The sequence below is a fragment of the Streptomyces sp. NPDC048275 genome, assembly GCF_040652275.1.
Taxonomy (GTDB): Bacteria; Actinomycetota; Actinomycetes; order Streptomycetales; family Streptomycetaceae; genus Streptomyces.
Genome location: NZ_JBEZLR010000223.1, coordinates 1 through 3113 on the forward strand (window position 1 = coordinate 1; position 3113 = coordinate 3113).

Annotated in this window: 2 protein-coding genes and 1 pseudogene; all 3 read right to left on the reverse strand. The window is 70.2% G+C overall.

The window, feature by feature from the left end; translation table 11 throughout:
• A pseudogene (locus tag AB0D57_RS47425) lies at positions 1-1046 on the reverse strand (1,4-alpha-glucan branching enzyme); the annotation flags it as partial.
• A 39-nt stretch (positions 1047-1085) separates the two neighbouring features.
• Positions 1086-2585 (reverse strand): maltokinase, encoded by a 1500-nt coding sequence (locus AB0D57_RS47430; protein ID WP_362088724.1) that lies wholly within the window; start codon positions 2583-2585, stop codon positions 1086-1088.
• 174 nt (positions 2586-2759) lie between these two features.
• Positions 2760-3113: alpha-glucosidase C-terminal domain-containing protein (locus tag AB0D57_RS47435; protein ID WP_362088725.1), on the reverse strand; the 354-nt coding region annotated here is incomplete at its 5' end.

The following is a 3113-nucleotide window of genomic DNA, read 5'->3' on the forward strand; positions in this document are numbered from 1 at the left end:
GCGGGGAGCTGGTCGGCGAGCTGGCGGTACGTCAGACCGGGGCGCCAGGACGGGAGGTGGACCTCGTAGACCGAGAACGGCGCCTCGTGCACCGGCGTCGCCCCTCGCCGCGACATCCATTCCTCGTCCTGCCAGGTGTGATGCGAGGCATGAATGATCGACGACGTGCGGGGCGGGACCTCGGTACGCCGGGCCATCGGGTCGGCCCGCAGCGTGCGTGAGCCGTCGGGGCGGGTGATCTCGAACTTGTAGAGCTCACCCTCGCCGATCGCGGGAACGAACAGTTCCCACACTCCGGAGGAGCCGAGCGACCGCATCGGATATCCCGTGCCGTCCCAGAAGTTGAAAGTGCCGGCGACGCGGACGCCGCGCGCGTTCGGAGCCCAGACCGTGAAACGGGTGCCGGTCACGCCCTGGTGCACCATCGGCTCCGCACCGAGCGCCCGCCACAGCTCCTCGTGACGGCCCTCGCCGAGCAGATGCAGATCGAACTCGCCCAGCGCGGGCAGGAAGCGGTACGCGTCCTCGGTGTCCTGGACCGTCCCCTCGTACGCCACGAGGAGCCGGTACGACGCCGGGACCGCGCGCAGCGGCAGCAGCCCCGAGAAGAATCCGTCCCCGTCGTCGTGCAGCTCGGCGCGCAGGTCGTCCGTCACGACGGACACCGTCTGCGCGTACGGCCTGAAGGCCCGGAAGGCCACGCCGCCCGGCACCGGATGGGCGCCGAGGACGCCGTGCGGATTGTGGTGCGTCCCGGAGAGCAGCAGTTCCCGGTCACCGGCACCGACACCGGCGAACAGGGGAGGTCCGACGACAGCGGCAGGCTCAGGAACCTTCTTCGCCGCTTTCGTCGCCTTGGCGACCTTCGTAACTTTCACCCCCTTCTTGGCCTTCGCGGCTTTGCTCGCGGCGGGCTTCTTGGCCACCGTCTTCTTGCTCACCGTCTTCTTGCTCACCGACTTCTTGGCCGCCGTCTTCTTGGCGGCAGCCGTCTCCTCGGCACCGTTCTTCTTCGGACTGTCGTCGGACGGAGGGCGGGACGTCACGGGCAGGGCCTCCTCGGCAGGGTGAGGTGGGAGGGAACGTCAGGGAGATGCGGCGAGCCGGCGAACCGCCGCCATCGGCACCGGCAGCCAGTCGGGCCGGTGCCGGGCTTCGTACAGGACTTCGTAGACCGCCTTGTCCGTCTCGTAGGCGCGCAGCAGGACGGGGTCGGTACGCGGGTCACGCCCGGCGACCTCCGCGTACCCGGAGCAGTAAGCGGCCCGGCAGGTGTCGGCCCAGCCGGGCGCCGGCGGGTGGTGCGACCGGGCCGCGTAGTCGAAGGAACGGAGCATTCCGGCGATGTCCCGCACGGATGGCTGTGGCATGCGGCGCTCGGCGAGCGGTTTCGACGGTTCGCCCTCGAAGTCTATGAGCGACCATTTTCCGGAGGGCGAGCGCAGGCACTGGCCGAGGTGCAGATCCCCGTGGATGCGCTGCGCGGTCCAGGTCTGCCCCTCGGCGGTCAGATCGGCCAGCGCGGAGAAGGCCGTCCGCAGTCCGGGAGCGTACGGACGCAGCGCGGGTACCGCCTGCGCCGCCGCCTCCAGGCGCTCGGTCATGCCGTCGACGAGCAGTGCCAGCTGCGCGCGTCCCCAGGTGACCGTGGGCAGCGCGCGGGCGAGCGCCGTGTGCACCTCGGCGGTGGCCCGCCCCAGCGCCCGCGCCTCCTCGCCGAAGCCTTGCCCGCCTAAGCCTTCCCCACGGGAGGCCTCGCCACGGGAGGCCTCCCCGCGGAAGCCTTCCCCGCCGAGGTTCCTGCTGAAGTCCTCGGGGAAGTCCTCACCCTTGCCCAGTTCGCGCAGCGCGAGTTCCCAGCCGTCCGTCGCGCCCCGGACGAAGGGTTGCAGCACTCCGAGGACGTACGTCTCCTCGTCCACGTCGGCGACCATCCACGCCGCCGGCGCCGGCACCCGCGGACAGCCCTCCCGGGACAGCGCCAGCGGCAGCTCCAGGTCGGGGTTGATCCCGGGCGCGGTGCGGCGCAACAGCTTCAGGATTAACGTATCTCCGTAGACGAGAGACGAGTTGGACTGTTCCGATGTCACCAGCCGTGGCATCAGATCGCCCCGGATCTCCTGGCGCCGGTCCCGTTCGAAGCGGAGTTCGCCGACGCGGGCCCGGGTGCGCAGTGCTTCCAGGAGTATGTCGGCGGGGCGCGGGTCGTGCAGCGCCTCGTACACGGTGCGCCCGGCCAGCGGCCCTTCCGTCACGTGCCCGATCAGCGCGGGCGCGAGCCGTGGTGGCAGCGCCTCCCGTACGCCGATCAGCAGCTGGTAGCAGTCGCCGCCGGGGTGCGCGGCGGCCCCCCGAGCCGGAGTGAGGGGCTGGTGTGCCCGTACGAGAAGATGGAACAGGCCCAACTGCCCAGTCAGCGGCAGCAGTTCGTTGGCCGTCACCAGAGAGAAACCGGTCACCGGACGCCCCTTGCCCGCGAACCACCGCTGCCGTGGCAGCCATTCCCGCAGCAACGGATCGAGCGACGCGAGCAACTCGGGGCGTGCGACGGGGGCCGTGGCAGAGTGGGTTGCGGCTTCCGACATGACGGCGCGTCCTTTCCCCAGTGACCAAGGGATCTAGGGACCCGGAGACCCGGTGACTCGGTAACTCGGAGAGCCGGGGCCCCGGAGACCCAGGGACCCGAAAACCGGGGGAGTCGGGGTGTTACTGATGCGTGCCCAAGGCGGGACGGGGGAAACCGCCGCCCCGCCAGGGTTCTACGCGGCGTCCTCGCGCAGCCGGAACCAGTAGAAGCCGTGGCCTGCGAGGGTGAGCAGGTACGGCAGCTCACCGATCGCCGGGAAACGCACCCCGCCGATCAGCTCGACCGGGTTCCTCCTGTTGAACGCCCGCAGGTCCAGCTCCGTCGGCTGGGCGAAGCGGGAGAAGTTGTGGACGCAGAGGACGAGGTCGTCCTTGTATTCGCGCAGGAACGCGATCACCGCGGGGTTCGACGACTGGAGTTCCGTGTAGGACCCGAGGCCGAAGGCCTTGTTCTGTTTGCGGATCTCGATCATGCGGCGGGTCCAGTGCAGCAGTGAGGACGGTGAGGACATCGACGCTTCGACGTT